Source organism: Ruminococcus callidus ATCC 27760, from assembly GCF_000468015.1.
Classification (GTDB): domain Bacteria; phylum Bacillota; class Clostridia; order Oscillospirales; family Ruminococcaceae; genus Ruminococcus_C; species Ruminococcus_C callidus.
Genome location: NZ_KI260415.1, coordinates 109,911 through 127,320 on the forward strand (window position 1 = coordinate 109,911; position 17,410 = coordinate 127,320).

The window sequence follows — 17,410 nt, forward strand, 5'->3', positions numbered from 1 at the left end:
CTGGCGACTTTGCACGCCATCTGCTTGCAAATTCTGATGCGGAGGCGTTTCTTTCACGTTTTCACATCTCTCACGCGAATGGAACAAAGAACCACTTATATAATAGTATAGCGTGCTCACATAAACTGTCCTGCTTTTATGTGAACACGCTTTCGTACAATCTGCTCAACGGAGGGAAATCACTTGAAAATTCAAAAATCTGCAGAAGATTATCTGGAAACCATTCTGATCTTATACAACCGCCGCGGCACAGTACATGCCATTGACATCGCCAACGAACTGGCATTTTCCAAGCCCAGTGTCAGCGTTGCCATGAAAAATCTGCGGGAAAACGGATACATCTGCGTCAATGAAAACAACGAGATCACACTGACGGAATCCGGCAGAAAAATTGCCGAAACGATCTATGAACGGCACACGCTGCTTTCTAACTGGCTGGTGGCTCTCGGGGTAGATCCGAAAACAGCTGCGGAAGATGCCTGCCGCATGGAACATGTCATCAGTTCAGAAAGCTTCGCTGCGATCAAGCAGCATGTACAGGACAACAACGAAATTCCCGCAAAAGCTGAAATGTAAGGAGCGAAAACCATGCTGAAACGAATCGTTACCATTCAGGACGTTTCCTGCTTTGGAAAATGTTCCTCCACCGTTGCCCTGCCTTTGATCTCTGCTATGGGCGTGGAAACTGCCGTGATCCCTACCGCCGTTCTGTCAACACACACCGGCGGATTCACCGGATATACTTTTCGGGATCTGACGGCGGACATTCCGCAGATCGCGGCACACTGGAAAACATTACAGCTGCATTTCGACGGCATTTACACCGGCTATCTGGGGTCCAGAGAACAGGTACAGATCATGGCAGACTTTTTCGATGCGTTCCGCAGCGAAGATACGGTCATTGTGGTTGATCCTGTCATGGGCGATGCCGGCAGCATGTACGCCGGCTTCACACCGGATTTTGCAGTGGAAATGCGAAAACTCTGCGGAAAAGCCGATGTTATCGCCCCGAACATGACAGAAGTTTCCCTGCTGCTGGGCATTCCCTATGCGGAACAGTGTCCGCTGGAAACTGTGAAAACATATCTGAAACAGTTGACAGAGATCGGCTGTCCCATCGCCGTCATTACCGGTATCCGAAACGGCGATCAGCACGGTGCCATTGCCTACGACAGTACCACCGGCAGCTACTACGCCGCCTATCGGGAACATGTTCCAGAGCCAATGCATGGCACCGGTGATATTTTTGCCAGCGTACTCTCCGGTGCTCTGGTCCGCGGGGCATCGATCGAACAGGCTCTTTCCATTGCGGTCAACTTTACAGCCGACACCATTCAGGCAACCTTGCCGGATCTGCGGACACTTCCCCGCGAAGAAGCACCGTGGTATGGTGTGGAATTTGAAGCTTGCATCGGAAATCTTGTAGATTATGTCAAAGAAATTCATTCCTAAGAAATAAACACATAAGGCAAAAGAGGTCACAGAAAATTTCTGCGGCCTCTTTTTTCTGCAATATCACACCGAATACGCTTGACATTTCCAATTTCTATCGATTTTTCCGGAATATTTATTATACCATGTCACGCAGATCATGACAATATAAAATGACAAAAGCGGGCTTGATTTTGTCATAATTTTGTACTTCCTCTTGTGGAAAATCTCCTGCATACACATTTTCAAAACAATTTCATCGTAGGATATGCTTTTTTTAACGTAGTATTTATGCTATACTAAAATTATACCACAAAGAACTACGTGAAATGCACAAGCGTGTTCCTATAAAATGCTTGTGAACATACTTTGAGTTATGAGGGATTGGAAAATGTTAAGAATTGTGATTTTTGATGATGAGGAACGCATCGGACTGCAATTAAAAGAACTCTTAGAGCAATCTGGTGACGATCTGGTTGTGGATTTTTTTCAGGACTGGCATGCCCTGCAATTTTATTTTTCGCAGCATGCACATATTGACGCTGTATTTATGGACATCTGCTTTCAGGGAAGCACCAGCAGCGGCATCGATTTCGCGGAAAAAATTGCACAGTCCCATTCACAAACGAAGTTTATCTATGTGACAGGACACCCCAGGGAATATTTGCAGCAGATTTTTATGAGCAAAACAGTGAACCCGTTCGGCTATCTGCCAAAGCCCTTTGACCGGAAGGCGGTGCAGGATTATCTGCAAAAAATTCGGGCAGCATCGGCAGACAGTCAGGATCTGTTCCCTTTCAAACCGAAAAAGGGACAGGTGGTCTACCTCTCTCTGCGGGAAGTGCTGTATTTTTCCAGCGACAGACGCTGCGTCACAGCACACACCCTTCACGGTTCCTATGAGGGCTACTACCAGCTTTCCAAGCTCATGGAGAGCCTGCCGCAGTACTTTTATCAGTGCTATAAAAGTTATGCTATCAATCTGCACTATGTACAGCGAATTGACACCAAGGAAGTACATATTCAGGAGGAGATCATTCCGATCAGTGCATATGGGCACCGCTCTGTTGCAGAAAATCGGGCAGAGTTGGTGCAACGTAAAAGCGAACTGTATCAATCGTAAAACATACGGCAATACCGCACAAAGGAGTCCTATAGAAAATGGATAATTTTTTTTACACCATGAATTTTACGGTGTCGAATCTGCTGCTATATGGCTTTTTGCTGCTGTATAGCCACATCTGTGTGGGAAAGCCCCGAAAAGGCTGGGCATTGGCGACTGGTTTGATCATCCTTCTGATTGACCTGATCTTCGCAATTATCCCGTGGGTTTTGTACGGAGATGCTTCCTGTTGGATCATTCAGACACACCGCAATGGGTTCACTGCTCTGCACTGGTGCATCTTTCTCTTGTTTTTCCTGACGGGATTTCCCCAAGAAAAACTCCTGACTCGTTTTTTTCTCGCAACGATGTCATTTTTATTCATCTTTCTGGGAGATACCATACAGATCATCGCCATAGCTGCCATAGACAATCTTGCCGGAACCAATGTCTGCAGCATTGGTTCCAACTATGAAAACTGGCATCTCTGGTACCGCACATTTCTCATACTGCCGGAACTGTTAATTATGGCTGGTCTGGCGTTTGTGTTCCAAAAGCTGTTTCTCAAGATCCGTTCACAGCTGTATTCAGCTAAGACGTTCTGGCTGCTGATTTTTCCGGTGACACAGTTTTTTGCCATTTACACCCTGATCGCAATTTTACAGCAATTCGGCACGATCAGCACCTCCCCGAAGATTCTGGCTGTGCTGATCGTTACGATTCTGCTGAATGTTGCTTCCAACATCATGCTGCTGCATCTGATGAAAAGAATGCACATCAAAGAACAGGAAAAGCAGAAAGTTCGTTTTTATGAAGAATACGAAAAACTGTCGGCAAAATATCAGGAACAGATCGCACAGGCTTCTCACGAACAGGAAAATCTGAAACGAGATTTCCACAACCAGATGCAGGTCTTTTCCGGATTGATGCAGACTGACCATGTGGAAGATGCCATGCAGCTGGCAGAGGAATTGCAAAGCAAGTTCCGGCAGCAGAAGCAACGGCTGTATTTCTGTGAAAACACTGTCGCCAATGTGATTTTACAGCAGACCGCAGAAACCTGTGCAAAAGAGCACATTGCATTTAAAACAGACTGTGCTCTTGCGGAAGACATCGGAATCCGCAAGGTTGATCTGTGCAGCCTGCTTATCAATCCGCTGCAAAACGCCATTCAGGCATCGGAAGCTGTTCCGGAGGCAGAACGAGAAATTTCCTGCACTATCTGGCAGGATGGAGAAATGGTATTCCTGCGAATCTGCAACCGGAAAAATCACCAGATCCAGACCAAAAACGGAAAAGTACAGACTACAAAAGCGGACAAGGAAAAGCACGGATTTGGTATTGAAATTATAGAACATCTTGCCAATACTTACGGCGGAATAGCTGTCGCCAGCTATGATGACCAGTTTTTCACAGTCACCATTCAGCTAAATCTGCCGGCAGAGAACAACACAGAAAAAATTGCAGAGGAGGCTGCTGTGGTATGTCCGTAACTGAATCCATCTGGGCAATGGTGAATCTGACGCTGTCTGCTTTGGCAGTGATCTGGCTTACTGCTTCCTATGCCAAAGTCGCGTTCCAAAAGACGAACAAACGGGCAAATCTCCTGCTGCTTGGCTATGCTGCATTTTTGACGATCTGTTTTTTCGCAGTTTCTTACGGCGTGTATGGCGATGTGAAATATCTGATTCTGGAAAAGGCCCGGTCGCTGTACTCCCTGCTCTTTTGGACGGCAATCCTCTTCTACTACATCTTTGCGTATCGAAAGCAGCCCCTGTTCAAGCGGATATTTCACAGCATCATCTGCGGCATTGCAATGGCTTTTTCCGATATTATCAGCGTCACTCTTCTCACTACTTTCGACTTTATCGCCAAGACCGATTTTTGTTCTTTGATTTTGAGCGATGAGCGTTGGAGCCACTGGTATTCCTTTTTGGGGTATATTCCCACGCCGGTTATTTATTTCACGTTTCTATTCTTCTTTCGGAAAGTTCTTCAAAAAAGGCGGCTGCATCTCACTTTTGAAAGCACAAAGCAAAATCTGATCCTTTTGATTTTTCCGATTGCACAAGCCGCTATCATTGCTACATTTACCATCATTATTCAGCAGCATAAAGTTCTCACGTCCTCTCCGTTGATTCTGCTTATGGTGGGAATCACATTTCTCCTTGACATGATCTCCAGCATTTTTCTGTTCCGGTTCATACAAAGATTACAGAACGAGGAACGGCTCACCAGAAAGCTGCAATTTTTTGAGAAATACGAAACCCTTTCCCTGCAATTTCAGGAACAGGCAGCAGAAGTTTCGCGGGAAACAGCGAAGCTGCGTCACGACTTTAACAACCAGATGCAGGTCTTTTTCGGATTGGTCACCTCCAATGCAATCGACGATGCAAAACAGTTTGCCGCCGAATTGGAGGAGAACTTTCAGAATCCGGAATTGCAGCTGCAATATTGTGACAACGAGATCATCAATGTGATCCTGCATCAAACCGCTGCGAAATGTGCGGCAAAACAAATTGCATTTCCTGTAGAATGCGACTTGCCAAAAGCACTGCCCTTTTCCAAGTTGGATCTGTGCAGTCTTTTGATGAATCCATTGCAGCGTGCAGAACAGCTGGTGCAAACCGTTTCAGAGGCAGAGCGAAGCATTACCTGCCGCCTCTGGGAGGAGAACGGCAATTTCTGCTTCCGCGTGCAGAATCCCAAAGGCCCCGCATCTGTCCAGCCTGTACCATTGGATACTGCCGCACAGATCGCCAACAGCTATCACGGTACACTGACACTATCGGAAGAGACCGGCTGCGAAGTTACGGTACAAATTCCACTTTCCTAAGGAGTTACTATGCGATATCAAGAAGTGATCCCTGCCGTTTTTCTGGAACGCCCGAACCGATTCATTGCACTGGTACTGGTCAACGGGCAAACCGAACGGGTACATGTCAAAAATACTGGTCGCTGTCGGGAGTTGCTGATTGCCGGCTGCACGGTGTATCTGGCTGCCGGCAAGAACCCCAGCCGCAAAACCAAATACGATTTGATTGCCGTGGAAAAGGTGCTGCCGGATTCCACGGCATTGCTGATCAACATCGATGCACAGGCTCCCAACGCCGCGGCGGAGGAATGGCTGCACACAGGGGCACTCTTTCCTCCGGCAGCTGAAATCCGGCGGGAAGTGACGTATGGGAATTCCCGCTTTGACTTCTGCATTACCCACGGAGAAACTACCGCGTTTCTGGAAGTCAAGGGTGTGACACTGGAACAAAATGGTGTCGTTTCCTTTCCTGATGCTCCGACAGAACGAGGTACCAAGCACTTGCTGGAGCTGGCTGCCTGCCGGCAGAAAGGCTATGAAGCATACCTGCTGTTCGTGGTTCAGCTGAAAGGTGCTGAACAGTTCCGCCCCAATGACAGTATGGATCCGGCATTTGGAAAAGCTCTCCGGCATGCTGTAGATTCCGGCGTACAAATTCTGGCAATGGACTGCGTTGTCACGCCGGATTCTATGACGATCGATCAGCCGGTTCCGATCATTCTTCCCTACGAAAAATAATCCTCAATCAGCCGCTGCAAGGCTGCTTCATCGGACACAGTAATTCCCTGCTCCAATGCGTGCCGGTCATAGTCGGACAGCAGATTCAGCGGAACTTGCAGTTTCTGATACGGCACACTGCTGCCCTCCCGAAACAGTCCCACCTGCCCGTCTGTGATACGCATGGTATAGCCTGCTTCTGTTGCCGCTTCGGAATAGGTTGTCCCCTGTGCTGCACTTTTTTCCTGCCGCAGAGATAGGGACAGCGAGCCGCCTACGATCACCAGCGATATGGTGAGAGCCGTCAGCAGAATCCACACTGCATTTCGTTTTTCCATTTTTCTCGTCCGCCTTTCTGTTTTCACATCGCAGAACAAAACCAGATTTTTCTGCGAATTTGCCTGAATATATACCAAAAGTATTCTTTCCAAAATTCCGAAGTTTATACAATCTGCATATTTTTCAAAGAAAATCCGCCGTACCTCTTAACATTGCCCGTAAAATGTGCTATAATAATATGGTATACATTCCGGCAGTGTGCATCTCGGACAATGCTGCCGATACGTCTTACGTACAAATTTATTTTGTGTGGTACTGCTCCTGCAAAACAACAACAGATTCCCCTGTGTGTATTCTGCCGCACAGCGGGCTTTTGGAAGGAATCAATACTATGGATAACAACAAAAGACGAAACAGTTCTCCCCCCACTGACAACCGAAAGCGAGCCAAAAAAGGCGGGACAGGCATTCCGATGCGGAAATATTACGGACCGACCGGTACACCGGAATATCCCTATCACAGTCCGGAACTGGAAGAAGCCGCTGCCAAGCCCAAATGGGTCCTCGTTCTGCGGCAAACGCTTTCTATTCTGGGTTCCACACTTGCGGCGATGTTCATGATTCTGATCATCACCTGCACCATTGTGGCAACGGCACTGGTCGTCTATGTCATGAACTTTCGGGACGATGTGTCCAATGTTACCATTGAAGAAATGGAACTTTCCTACAATACCAACATCTATGCTCAGGACAGCAGCGGCGAATGGGTGAACATCTATGAGGTCACCAACGAATCCCAGCGTATTCCCGTTAACATCGACGAGATTCCCCAGCATACGCGGGACGCTTTTGTCTGTGCAGAAGATGAACGTTTCTATACCCATGACGGCGTGGACTATAAGCGTACCGTTTCGGCCTTTGTCAACATGTTCGTACACATCTATGATACCAATCAGGGTGGTTCGACCATTACGCAGCAGCTGATCAAAAATATCACCGGTGACAGCGAGCAGTCCCCTTCCCGTAAGATCCGTGAAATTTTCCGTGCCATGGAACTGGAACGTGCTTACTCCAAAGATAAGATTCTGGAAACCTACATGAACTACATCGGTTTCGGCGGCACCTCCAACGGAATCGAACATGCCGCACAGAAATATTTCGGAAAAAGTGCCAAAGATCTGGACGTAGCAGAAGCGGCTTGTCTGGCAGCAATTCCGAAAAGTCCGGAAACACTGAACCCCTTTGCCGGATATAAAGATGATACCACCGGAGAATGGGTCAATACCGGCAAAAAAAAGAACAAAAAGCGACAGGAATATGTCCTCTGGCAGATGTACAACAACGGTGCTCTCACTTATGACGAGTACCAGTCGGCTCTGCATGAGAAGCTGATCTTCACAGACTCCGACGAGTACAAGGCAGCTCACCCTGATGCACAAAAGGAAGAAGACACCGATCCCAACAAGCCCACCTCCTGGATCGTAGACGCGGCTCTGTATGAAGTGGCAGATTACCTCAAGGATAAGTTCAATCTGACTACACAGCAAGCCATCTCTCGTATCAACCGCGGCGGGTATCAGATCTATACCACGGTCAATCAGGATATGCAGGCTTATGTGGAGGAGAAGTACAAGGATCTAAACAATCTGGTGGAAAAAGACCGCGTTGCCCAGTGGCAGGATCAGGACGGCGACGGCGAATATTCCTCCAGCGAAATCGTTTATCCGGAGTCTGCTTTTATTGCAATGAACTATAAGGGCGAGATTCAGGCAATGGTCGGTGCAGTCGGCGAAAAGACAGAATCCCTGTGCTTCAACTACGCCACCATGGAACAGCGGCAGCCCGGTTCTACCATTAAGCCGCTGACTACCTACGGACTGGCTTTGGAAAGCGACCTGATTCACTGGGGCTCTATTTACAAGGACGAGCCGATCGAAGTTGAGGGCAAGGCATGGCCGACCAACTACAGCGAGGACAGTTCTGCCATGTCTATCAGTCACAAGGAACTGAAGATATATGAGGCACTGGAAAAATCCTACAACACTGTACCGGCTCAACTTTGTCAGGCTCTGACACCGCAGAGCGTTTTCGACTTTGCCACCTCCAAAATGCGTCTGGATCTGTGCAAGGATTCCGGCGACGGACACACTGATATGGCATACTCTCCGCTGACAGTTGGTGCGTTGACATATGGTGTTACACTGGAAAATCTGGTCAATGGCTATGTTCCCTATGGCAACGGCGGTACACAGTATCAGGCTCACCTTGTCAGCAAAGTGGTACAAGGTGCCGGCGACCTCATTTATGAAAATGACGGCAGTCCGGAAGAAGCCGTCAGCAGCGAAACTGCGTATGTCATGAACAAGCTGCTGCAGGATGTTGTCAACAATGGTACTGGTCAGAAGGCAAAGCTGGAACACAAGCATGTTGCCGGCAAGACGGGTACTACACAGGACTGGAATGACCTGACCTTTGTAGGACTGACAGAAGATTTCGTCAGCGGCGTATGGCTCGGCTACAAGGAACGTGCAGAATTGAAAGACCACCACATCAAGTCTGCACAGATCTGGCAGAACATCATCGGTGAATATGCCGACCAGATGGACACCGGTGCGGAATATCCTGAAGACAGCAGCATAGTGGAAGGTAAGGTTTGTACCAAAAGCGGCAAGATCGCTGGTCCGAACTGCACCGCCACCACTACCGGCTACTGGAAGTCCAGCAATGCTCCGGTTTGTGATGAGTGCACAAAGTACGGCAGCAAAACGACAAAGGCTACCAATGAAAACAGCGGTTCCACATCGGCAACCACTGCTGCGGGAGAACAGCATAGTGAAACCCAGCATCCGGCAGAAAACAATAGTAATGCTGCCGCAACAGAAGCAGCTGCCACACAGGCACCGGCTCAATAAGAACCATTTTTAAATTTCATACACCGCACAGAACCAGCTGTTTTGTGCGGTGTTATTGTGAAGGAGTATTTTTATGATGCAACAATCATCTTACCTGCTTTGCTGCCCCTGCCATTTTGGGCTGGAACGCACGCTGCGGTTCGAAATTTCCAAAATCGGCGGCACTGACATTGCAGCTCAGGACGGTCGTGTTCTGTTCCGCGGCAATGCCGAAACCATTGCCAAGGCAAATCTCTGCCTGTCTACGGCGGAACGTGTTCTGATTCAGCTGGGACAGTTCAAGGCGTACAACTTTGAAGAATTGTTTCAGGGTGTCCGTTCCCTGCCGCTGGAACAATGGATCGGTAAGGACGATGCTTTTCCGGTAAAAGGACATGCTCTGGACTCCAAGCTGCACAGTGTGCCGGACTGCCAGTCTATCATCAAAAAAGCAGCTGTGGAACGGCTGAAATCGGTATACCACACCAATTGGTTTACAGAATCCGGTGCGGCTCACCCAATCCAGTTTACCATTCGCAAGAACATCGCCACAGTTTATCTGGATACTACCGGAATCGGACTGCACAAGCGAGGCTACCGGAGAAATTCCAATGCTGCCCCGATCAAGGAAACGCTCGCCGCCGGTATTGTTGACCTCGCCAGAGTACATTCGGACAGCGTTGTCTGTGACCCATTCTGCGGCAGCGGTACCCTGTTGATCGAAGCGGCATTCAAGGCAATGCGTATGGCTCCGGGACTGAACCGCCGCTTTCTGGCAGAGCAGTGGGCACAGATTCCCAGAACTGTATGGCAAAATGCCCGTGCAGAAGCCGTTGCGGCAATCCGGCATGATGCTGCTTTCGAAGCATACGGCTATGACATCGATCCGGAGGCAATTGCCCTGACAGAAGAAAACTGCCGTAAAGCCGGCGTTCAGCCGCGGATTCATCTGATGCAGCGGGACATCGCCGATTTCGAACCCATAGAGCATGCTATTACCATTTGCAATCCGCCCTATGGCGAACGCATGCTGGACATTCAGCATGCACAGTCTATTTACCGCATCATGGGTGACGTGTTCCCTGCCGACAAGGCTCACCCATGCTACATTATCACGCCGGACGCAGATTTTGAGTTGCATTTCGGAAAGCCAGCAAACAAAAAGCGAAAGCTGTATAACGGTATGATCCAGTGCAATCTGATGAGTTATTATCAGGATTGAGAAAGCGCTCCCACTGACGAAAATGGTGTCAGTGGGAGCGTTTTGCAGTTGTGGGATTTTACAATTTTTTTGCCGTTTCCTTATGGCAATACCGCACAAAGATTGTGCGTAAGGTGCGTTGTCAGATTTTTCGGCAGATTGTCAGAAATTCCGCAGGCAGACTGCCGTTATTATGGCAAGGGATTTCTGGGCAATATGACGGGAAAATCTGTACGCAGATTGCGTGCAAAGCCGTCAGGCGGGCTTTGTGCGGTGTTGCCTTATACATTCCAGCCAATCGCAATAGCGATGATCGGGAGCAGAACCAGCAGAGTGTTCCGGTACATTTTCTTTCGCAGGCGTTTCCATTCCGAAACAGACATGGCTTTCACTCGGGGTGTGCGGAGCAGCATCAGCATAAGATCCGACGCAATGTAGATAAAATAGGCGTTGATGATAAACAAATAAAACGCCCCCAGCAACATGCGGAGATTTCCGTTAGCAATCGCATAGCCGCAGGTACAGAGCGGCGGCATCAGTGCTGTAGCAATTGCCACGCCGGGTATGATATTGTTCGCCTTGTCCTGTCTGGTTTGCCCTACAATACCGGCGATTCCTCCGGCAAGTGCAATCATCACATCGAAAAAGTTAGGATTGGTACGGGCAAGCAACTGTTCTGTCGGTTCTTTGATCGGCGACAGCAGGAAATAAATGGTGGCAGTTGCCACGCTGATCAAAATTTGCACTGCGAATCCGACAGAATGTCGTTTCATCAGATAGGCATCATTGGAAACTGTTCCGTAAGAGATTGCCAAAATACTGCCCATGAGCGGTGAGATCAGCATAGCCCCGATAATTACCGCCACGGAATTGGTGTTCAATCCCACCGAAGCAATCAAAATGGCACAGATCATCACCACCATATTGGTGCCGGTGATTTTTCCGCCGGTCAGAATACGATCCCGAATTTCTTCATTGGAGGCCGCGTCCTCGGTAATTGAAAACATTTTCTTGAAAACGGTTCTTAGATTTTCCCGTTCCTTTTCTATTCCCTCCCGATGTTTCATGAAACGACTCCTTTCGACATTTTTCTAAGGAAACACTAAATAATATTATACAATGGATTTCTTAGTTTGTCAAATTTCAGAAAAAATAAGCAGTGCAGCCATATAGCTTTGCCGGATTGGAATTTCGCAAACGAAAAAAAGTTGCATAAAGCCGTCAGGTGGGCTTCATGCAACGTTTCTTTAGTCTTTGTAACTCCTATGTTTTCAGATCACGCCTCAAACGGTGTAATGATAAATCCCAATTTCATCGGCTGATCTGCATGGATTCTGTACTCCTCATGCACCGGTGCACCCCAGGAATCATCGCCGCCGACACCCATTTGCTTTGCAGCAATTCTGACCCATGTGTAGCGAACACTTGGAAGTTCATCCAGATGCATTGCATTTTCGAGTTCATAGGCACTGTATGGCAGTACACTCATTTCAAACGGAGCAGATGCCTTTTGGAACGTCAGACCATGCTGCATATCATCATGAATTGAGAGCGTTCTTACACCGGTACGGTTGCCGCATTCCTGCGGATTGAGATAGCCGGAAAGATTTTCTTTTGCCGTAGATTTCCACAATCCCAGTCTTGCTCCTTTGCATCGGTCGCTGTAGTTTTCATCAGGACCGAGTCCGTAATACCGGAAACTGCAAAGCTGTTTTTTCATCTTGAAGTCCAATGCAAGAACCGGCATATCGGGCATTCCGCTTACTCCTGCATAATTTACACATACGTCCAGCTTTCCGTCAAAGTGTGCGGTATAGGTTACAGTAAACTCAAAAGTCGGAACACAGGCAGCCTGATATGTGAATGTGATTTTCAAAGCATCTTCCTGTTCCAGCCATGAAACGGTTTTATACTTTGCAAATTTGCCTGCGGTATACCACTGTGCAAGATTGTACGGCTCGGAAGCACCGGTGTCATTGTCCGTCATTGCTCTCCAGAAGCTGACCTTTGGTGTGCGTGTGATATATTCAAAATCATTGTATTTCAGAGAACTGATGCCGCCCTCTTTTTTGTCGAACATCATGGAGAAGTTTTCTCCGTGAACGCCAATGATAACATCGCCGTATACAATCGTTGGCTTTTGCAATGTGGTTTCCGGAATCTGATTATCTTTTACTTCAAACACTTCCTGTGCAAAGGCAATTTCGTGCCCTGCATCTGCCCATAGTGTCTGATCTGCGGTAACGGCGGAAACATGATAAACATATTCTCCTGTACTGTCTATTTTGTGAAGTGTCAGTTTCAGTGTCTTGCTTTCTCCGGCAGGAACATTCAGAGAAAATGTATCGGATTTCAGAACAACGCCGTTCTTTTCCAATCGTACAACAAAGGACAAGTTATTTGTATCTGCAAAGAGATTTCGATTTTCTACGGTAAGCATTCCATTTTGAATGGACATTCTGATGTTGGAGTAAAGAGCCTTCATTTCCTGAACCTTTGGAGAATAGGTTCTGTCAGCATAGATCACACCATTGGTGCAGAATCCGTAATCGCTTGGTCTGTCCTCAAAATCTCCGCCATAAGCCAGAACCGTTTTCCCGTCGTCATTTTTGGTTTCAATTGCCTGATCGATGTAGTCCCAGATGAAACCACCCTGATAAGCCTCATATTTGTCCTCAAGGTCCGTGTAAAGGCTCAAACCGCCAAGAGAATTGCCCATAGCGTGCATATACTCACAGCTGATATACGGTCTGCCGTTATTCTGTTTCAGGTATTCTTCCACTTCCTGCGGTTTTGCGTACATACGGCTTTCCATATCCGTGATAGAATCATACTGATGATTCGGAACTCTTGTAACGCCCTCATAGTGCACCAGTCTTGTCTGGTCTGCACTTCTGAAATATTCCGACATCGCAGCAATATCTTCTCCGCAGTAGGATTCGTTTCCGCAAGACCAGATGAGAACACTTGCGTGATTCTTGTCCCGTTCGTACATTGATTTTGCTCTGTCCAGCACAGCTTCTTTCCATTCCGGAAGTGAACCCGGTACATTCCAAGACGGATCTGTTGCACCAAGCTTCTGCCATGTACCGTGTGTTTCCAGATTGGTTTCATCAATCAGATAAATGCCATATGCATCACAAAGCTGATACCAAAGAGAATTGTTCGGATAATGACAGGTACGAACGGCATTGATATTGTTTTTCTTCATGAACTGAATGTCAAACAGCATATCTTCCTTTGTGATTGCTCTGCCTGTTTTCGCATCAAATTCGTGTCGATTGATGCCCTTGAAAATGATACGTTTTCCGTTTAAACACATGATTCCGTTTTTCAGTTCAAATCGGCGGAATCCAACCTTGGTTCTGCTGACCTCGATTTCATTTCCGCTTTCGTCTGTCAGAATCACTGTAAACGTGTAGAGATTCGGTATTTCGGCACTCCAAGGCTTGCTATTTTCAATTGTCCAGTTTACAGATTCCTTTTCATTGGATTCTGCAATGACCGTTCCATTTTCATCTGTCAAGATCGATTTCACAGAACACTTGCCCGCAATATCCAGCGTTGCAGAGAAGATACCATTTGTACCGTCATAATCTGCAATCACTTTCATATCACGAACATGGGCAGACGGTGCCGCATAAAGGAATACGTCACGGAAAATGCCGGAGAATCTCCAGAAATCCTGATCTTCCAGCCAGCTGGCAGAACTTCTCTTGAACACTGCGACAGCAAGTTTGTTGCCCTTTTCACGAATATATGGTGTCAGTTCAAATTCAGACGGTGTAAAAGAATCTTCGCTGTAGCCGATAAATTCGCCGTTCAGCCAGACATACATAGCAGTTTCCACACCCTGAAAAGAAATGAATACACGCTTATTTTTCAGAGCATCGTTCAAATCAAAATATCTGACGTAGCTGCCGACAGGGTTGTCTTTTTCAGAAATAAACGGCGGACGGAGATGCTCCTGTCCCTCCCAAGGATAAATGGTGTTGACGTACTGCGGCTTGCCGTATCCCTGCAATTCCATGTGTCCCGGAACCTGAATGTTGTCAAAATTGTCAGTGCTGTCGCTTTCTTCATAGAACTTTTGCTGCCATTCAGATGGATTCTTTGCCCACGCAAATTTCCAGGTGCCGTTCAGATTCTGAATCAGAGAGGAATTGTCTGCATCGGCTTCCAAATGGTTCGCATAGATTCTGTGGTCGGAATGTGCGGCGATTCTGTTGACTGCAAATACTTCCGGATTGATCAGCCAGTCGAGTGTATATTTCATATTGTTCCCTCCATTTTAGTTCTGTGATTCCATCACAACTTCATTTTCGGATATTCCAAGTTTTTCTTTGATTTCCGCATTTGCCTTTTCAACATTCATCTTAGAAAGAATAAATGTGATGATCAGATCCAGTGCAAACGGAACGATCAGATACATAATGTGAAGCATATTGATAGCAGAATCAGGCTGTACTGTCAAAGTGCCCTTGAATCCGCTAAGGTCGAGCAAAAGGCCGACAATTGCTGTTCCAAGTCCACCACCAATTTTTACACCAAGTGATGTGCAGGAGTACATGATTCCATCAACGTGCTTGTGTTTGGTAAGCCAGCTATATTCAGAGCATGATGCGATGACTGCATTCATATCACCTTGCCATGGACCTTGACCGAGTGCTGCAAGTGCTGTAAATGCAAGCATCAGCGGAATGTTTCCCATGTATCCGGCAACTGCTACCAGAAGTCTGCCAACTGTTGCTACCATGTAGCTGTATTTGTTCAGCTTATACATGCCGTTCCATTTTTGTACGATGGTAGGAGTGAAGATCAAGGCGATAATCAAAGGAATATTGATAAACCACGCAAACGTGCCGAACATATTCTCATTTGCGAGAACATATTTTGCATAGTATGTTCCAACACCGATCATCGCACCATAGAACTGCTGCAAAATATAGGTTACTGTGATCATCATATAATATTTGTTGTGTACGAGAATTTTGAATGCTTCTCCAAAACTGTATTTGGTTTCTTCTGTTTTTGTTTCACTGTCTGCAAGTTCCTCATCAGAAAGTTCCTTTACAGAAAGAGCGGAAATTGTATTTACAATAAGACCGATAACCGCATAAATAATTGCGACTGTTCTCCAGCCATTTGCACCACCACCCACTGCTTCAACAAATTGGAATGTAACAGCCTGAATCAGGAGGCTTGTTCCAAATGCGAAGATAAAGCGATAAGAACCCATCTGAACTCTTTCCTTGCTGTTCTTTGTAACAAGAGCGGTCAGAGCAGAATATGCGATGTTGTTTGCCGTATAAAATACACTGTTAAGAAGTGTGTAGCAGATAAAGAACCATGCGTACTGAGCAAAATTATCCATGTTCATCGGGATTGCAAATACACCAATCAAGGTAATTGCACAGCCGATAAAACCATAAAGCATCCACGGTTTTGCCTTGCCCATTTTCGTATGTGTCTTATCAATCAACGTACCAAAAATGATGTCTGTTATTCCATCAAAAATCTTCGATACAGCAATGAGAACGCCAATAACACCTGCGTTTAATCCAATCGTGTCGGTAAGATAGATCATTACGAATGATGTCAGCAATGCATAGACAACGTTCCCTGCAACATCGCCGGAACCATAACCGACTTTGTTATACCACTTTAAGTATGTTTTTTCTTTGCTCATAATAGAGCTCCTTTCATTGTTTGTATGCCCACATGGACAGAATTTTCCCATAATGAATGATACGAACTGCTTTTCATCTTGCAAAAACGAAATAATGCCATCGTCAGAATAGATGATTATTTTTTTGAGCATAAAGATTTTTTACTGAATTCAACATGGAATTACAATGAAAGACGTCTTTTTTAATTCTTTCCTCCCATTTCTTAATTCTATTATACCACACAAAACGGCTTAAAAAATACACAAAGTTATAAAATATATGCACAAAGTTTAGGCTTTTTCTTGTAATCAGTGATCAGGTGTGATATACTATAGTTATAGAAGCAAGGAGGTGCTTTTTATGTTTATGAATGTTGCCTATTTAAACAACTCTACATCTACTGTAGTGGATAATACGAAACCTTTGATTGTAACAAGCTGTGGAAATTATCGTGTGAAAAATCGTTCTGAAGTAGTAACACATCGTCCGAAGGGAAGAAAAGATTATCAGCTTTTATATATTGCCTCCGGAAAAGGACATTTTTTCATTCATGGAGAAGAAAAAACGGTTTCAGCCGGAAATATTATTGTATATTTGCCGGATCAACCACAGGAATATGTTTATTATCGTGCAGATCAAACCGATGTTTATTGGGTGCATTTTACCGGAAATGAAGTAGAAGAAATTTTAAAGTATTACAATATCAACCTGCAAAATAATATTCTCTATATCGGAACATCTCCCGATTATCAGTGGTTATTTGGTCAGATGATTCAGGAATTGCAGCTTTGCAGACCACGGTATGATGAATTGATTTCTTTGCAGCTGCGAAATATTTTTGTTTTGATAAGCCGTGCAATCATGAGTGCAAAGAAATTCAGCAGCACCAGTGAAAAAGAAGTTGCTTTTGCGATGCACTATTTTCGTAAAAATTACAACACAGAAATCAGCATTGAGGAGTACTCCGAATCCAGAGGGCTTAGCAACTGTTGGTTTATTCAGTGCTTTAAAGAAATCACAGGTTCCAGTCCGCTGCAATATATCTTAAAGCTGCGAATCTCCAATGCACAAAGTTTGTTAGAAAATACGGACTACACCATTACTGAAATTGCAAATATGGTTGGATACACCAATTCGCTTTATTTCAGCAGACTGTTTCATAAATACATTGGTATGTCACCAAAAGAATATCGAAAAGTAAAACTGGAAGAAAATCTCAGAGAGTAAAAAACAAAACTCGTTTGGCTAAAGCTAAACCAAACGAGTTTTGTTGACCCACCGAAAAAAAGTCTGTAAAAACGCAGTC

Annotated in this window: 13 protein-coding genes; 9 read left to right on the forward strand and 4 right to left on the reverse strand. The window is 45.9% G+C overall.

Features of this window, described 5'->3' with window-relative positions; genetic code table 11:
* Positions 1–183: 183 nt before the first annotated feature.
* From RUMCAL_RS09100 to sfsA, 6 genes are all read left to right on the forward strand, one after another.
* Positions 184–576 (forward strand): metal-dependent transcriptional regulator, encoded by a 393-nt coding sequence (locus RUMCAL_RS09100; protein WP_021682473.1) that lies wholly within the window; start codon positions 184–186, stop codon positions 574–576.
* Positions 577–588: 12 nt separating this feature from the next.
* Positions 589–1,452, forward strand: a complete 864-nt coding sequence (locus RUMCAL_RS09105) for a pyridoxamine kinase (protein ID WP_021682474.1) — start codon at positions 589–591, stop codon at positions 1,450–1,452.
* A 370-nt stretch (positions 1,453–1,822) separates the two neighbouring features.
* Positions 1,823–2,554 carry a LytR/AlgR family response regulator transcription factor gene (locus RUMCAL_RS14670; protein ID WP_051343771.1) on the forward strand — a complete coding sequence of 244 codons (732 nt, stop codon included), beginning with the start codon at positions 1,823–1,825 and terminating at the stop codon, positions 2,552–2,554.
* Between the two features lie 38 nt (positions 2,555–2,592).
* On the forward strand, positions 2,593–4,026 hold the full coding sequence (locus RUMCAL_RS09115; protein ID WP_021682476.1) for a sensor histidine kinase: 1,434 nt from the start codon (positions 2,593–2,595) through the stop codon (positions 4,024–4,026).
* Positions 4,017–5,369 carry an ATP-binding protein gene (locus RUMCAL_RS09120; protein ID WP_021682477.1) on the forward strand — a complete coding sequence of 451 codons (1,353 nt, stop codon included), beginning with the start codon at positions 4,017–4,019 and terminating at the stop codon, positions 5,367–5,369. The genes RUMCAL_RS09115 and RUMCAL_RS09120 overlap by 10 nt, the downstream gene beginning before the upstream one ends.
* A 9-nt stretch (positions 5,370–5,378) precedes the next feature.
* On the forward strand, positions 5,379–6,086 hold the full coding sequence (gene sfsA, locus RUMCAL_RS09125; protein WP_021682478.1) for a DNA/RNA nuclease SfsA: 708 nt from the start codon (positions 5,379–5,381) through the stop codon (positions 6,084–6,086).
* Here sfsA and RUMCAL_RS09130 read toward each other — a convergent pair.
* Positions 6,074–6,403 carry a BofC C-terminal domain-containing protein gene (locus RUMCAL_RS09130; RefSeq protein ID WP_147330048.1) on the reverse strand — a complete coding sequence of 110 codons (330 nt, stop codon included), beginning with the start codon at positions 6,401–6,403 and terminating at the stop codon, positions 6,074–6,076. The genes sfsA and RUMCAL_RS09130 overlap by 13 nt on opposite strands.
* A 332-nt stretch (positions 6,404–6,735) precedes the next feature.
* Here RUMCAL_RS09130 and RUMCAL_RS09135 point away from each other — a divergent pair, with 332 nt between their 5' ends.
* Together RUMCAL_RS09135 and RUMCAL_RS09140 are read left to right on the forward strand one after the other, a co-directional pair.
* A complete protein-coding gene (locus RUMCAL_RS09135) occupies positions 6,736–9,255 on the forward strand; it encodes a transglycosylase domain-containing protein (RefSeq protein WP_021682480.1) in 2,520 nt (839 codons plus the stop codon).
* Positions 9,256–9,328: 73 nt separating this feature from the next.
* The gene (locus tag RUMCAL_RS09140; protein ID WP_021682481.1) at positions 9,329–10,456 is read left to right on the forward strand and encodes a THUMP domain-containing class I SAM-dependent RNA methyltransferase; all 1,128 of its coding nucleotides are present in this window, start codon (positions 9,329–9,331) and stop codon (positions 10,454–10,456) included.
* A gap of 260 nt (positions 10,457–10,716) precedes the next feature.
* Here RUMCAL_RS09140 and RUMCAL_RS09145 read toward each other — a convergent pair whose 3' ends face one another.
* From RUMCAL_RS09145 to RUMCAL_RS09155, 3 genes are all read right to left on the reverse strand, one after another.
* A complete protein-coding gene (locus RUMCAL_RS09145; protein ID WP_021682482.1) occupies positions 10,717–11,502 on the reverse strand; it encodes a DUF389 domain-containing protein in 786 nt (261 codons plus the stop codon).
* Between the two features lie 209 nt (positions 11,503–11,711).
* Positions 11,712–14,711, reverse strand: a complete 3,000-nt coding sequence (lacZ, locus tag RUMCAL_RS09150; RefSeq protein WP_021682484.1) for a beta-galactosidase, LacZ type — start codon at positions 14,709–14,711, stop codon at positions 11,712–11,714.
* 15 nt (positions 14,712–14,726) lie between these two features.
* A complete protein-coding gene (locus tag RUMCAL_RS09155) occupies positions 14,727–16,124 on the reverse strand; it encodes an MFS transporter (RefSeq protein WP_040647708.1) in 1,398 nt (465 codons plus the stop codon).
* A gap of 340 nt (positions 16,125–16,464) precedes the next feature.
* On the opposite strand from RUMCAL_RS09155, the gene RUMCAL_RS09160 reads away from it, so the two are divergent.
* Positions 16,465–17,331, forward strand: a complete 867-nt coding sequence (locus RUMCAL_RS09160) for an AraC family transcriptional regulator (protein ID WP_021682486.1) — start codon at positions 16,465–16,467, stop codon at positions 17,329–17,331.
* The last annotated feature ends 79 nt before the right edge of the window (positions 17,332–17,410 follow it).

Bases quoted from the DNA above. Each gene is read 5' to 3' on its own strand.
- RUMCAL_RS09130 (WP_147330048.1), bottom strand. From the start codon at position 6,403: ATGGAAAAACGAAATGCAGTGTGGATTCTGCTGACGGCTCTCACCATA.
- lacZ (WP_021682484.1), bottom strand. From the start codon at position 14,711: ATGAAATATACACTCGACTGGCTGATCAATCCGGAAGTATTTGCAGTC.
- RUMCAL_RS09105 (WP_021682474.1), top strand. From the start codon at position 589: ATGCTGAAACGAATCGTTACCATTCAGGACGTTTCCTGCTTTGGAAAA.
- RUMCAL_RS09155 (WP_040647708.1), bottom strand. From the start codon at position 16,124: ATGAGCAAAGAAAAAACATACTTAAAGTGGTATAACAAAGTCGGTTAT.
- RUMCAL_RS09120 (WP_021682477.1), top strand. From the start codon at position 4,017: ATGTCCGTAACTGAATCCATCTGGGCAATGGTGAATCTGACGCTGTCT.
- RUMCAL_RS09140 (WP_021682481.1), top strand. From the start codon at position 9,329: ATGATGCAACAATCATCTTACCTGCTTTGCTGCCCCTGCCATTTTGGG.
- RUMCAL_RS09145 (WP_021682482.1), bottom strand. From the start codon at position 11,502: ATGAAACATCGGGAGGGAATAGAAAAGGAACGGGAAAATCTAAGAACC.
- RUMCAL_RS09160 (WP_021682486.1), top strand. From the start codon at position 16,465: ATGTTTATGAATGTTGCCTATTTAAACAACTCTACATCTACTGTAGTG.
- sfsA (WP_021682478.1), top strand. From the start codon at position 5,379: ATGCGATATCAAGAAGTGATCCCTGCCGTTTTTCTGGAACGCCCGAAC.
- RUMCAL_RS09135 (WP_021682480.1), top strand. From the start codon at position 6,736: ATGGATAACAACAAAAGACGAAACAGTTCTCCCCCCACTGACAACCGA.
- RUMCAL_RS14670 (WP_051343771.1), top strand. From the start codon at position 1,823: ATGTTAAGAATTGTGATTTTTGATGATGAGGAACGCATCGGACTGCAA.
- RUMCAL_RS09115 (WP_021682476.1), top strand. From the start codon at position 2,593: ATGGATAATTTTTTTTACACCATGAATTTTACGGTGTCGAATCTGCTG.